The 384-nt window shown below is 72.9% G+C and carries 1 protein-coding gene; it reads right to left on the bottom strand.

Annotated elements, in window-relative coordinates:
- Nucleotides 1-67: 67 nt before the first annotated feature.
- Entirely contained in the window at nt 68-283 is a 216-nt protein-coding gene (locus J1M38_RS11465) for a hypothetical protein (protein ID WP_069941079.1), read from the bottom strand.
- Nucleotides 284-384: the final 101 nt, after the last annotated feature.

Genomic DNA, 384 nt, shown 5'->3' with positions numbered 1-384 from the left:
GGTTGTGCCGGGTGGGTGGTGGTGGTGCTCATGGTGTGCTCCTCGCGGTGGAACAGGGTGGGCGTGGTCAGGTGTGGGCCTGGGAGTCGTCGGCCGTGGTGGCGGTGATGCCGGCCAAGTCCTCGGCGTGCTGCGCCACGATGTCCGCGACGATGCGGGCCATGGCTTCGGCGTCTTTGGCCGCGGCGTCGGCGACGGCTGCCAAGTCCTCGGCATTTCTGGCTGCGGTGTCCAGGTAGCGGCCGCTGGCGTGCTGGTCCTCGGCGGGGTGCGTGCGGATCACCGGCGGTCCTCCAGGCTGGGGAGGCGGTCCAGCGTCGGGCGGGCGTCCTGCGCCGCGCTCGAGGCCGTTGCGGGCGTTCTGGCTGGCGTGGGGGCATCGGG

The organism is Micrococcus sp. KRD070 (assembly GCF_017168435.1).
GTDB lineage: Bacteria > Actinomycetota > Actinomycetes > Actinomycetales > Micrococcaceae > Micrococcus > Micrococcus luteus.
This window is presented reverse-complemented; position numbering and strand designations above follow the sequence as displayed.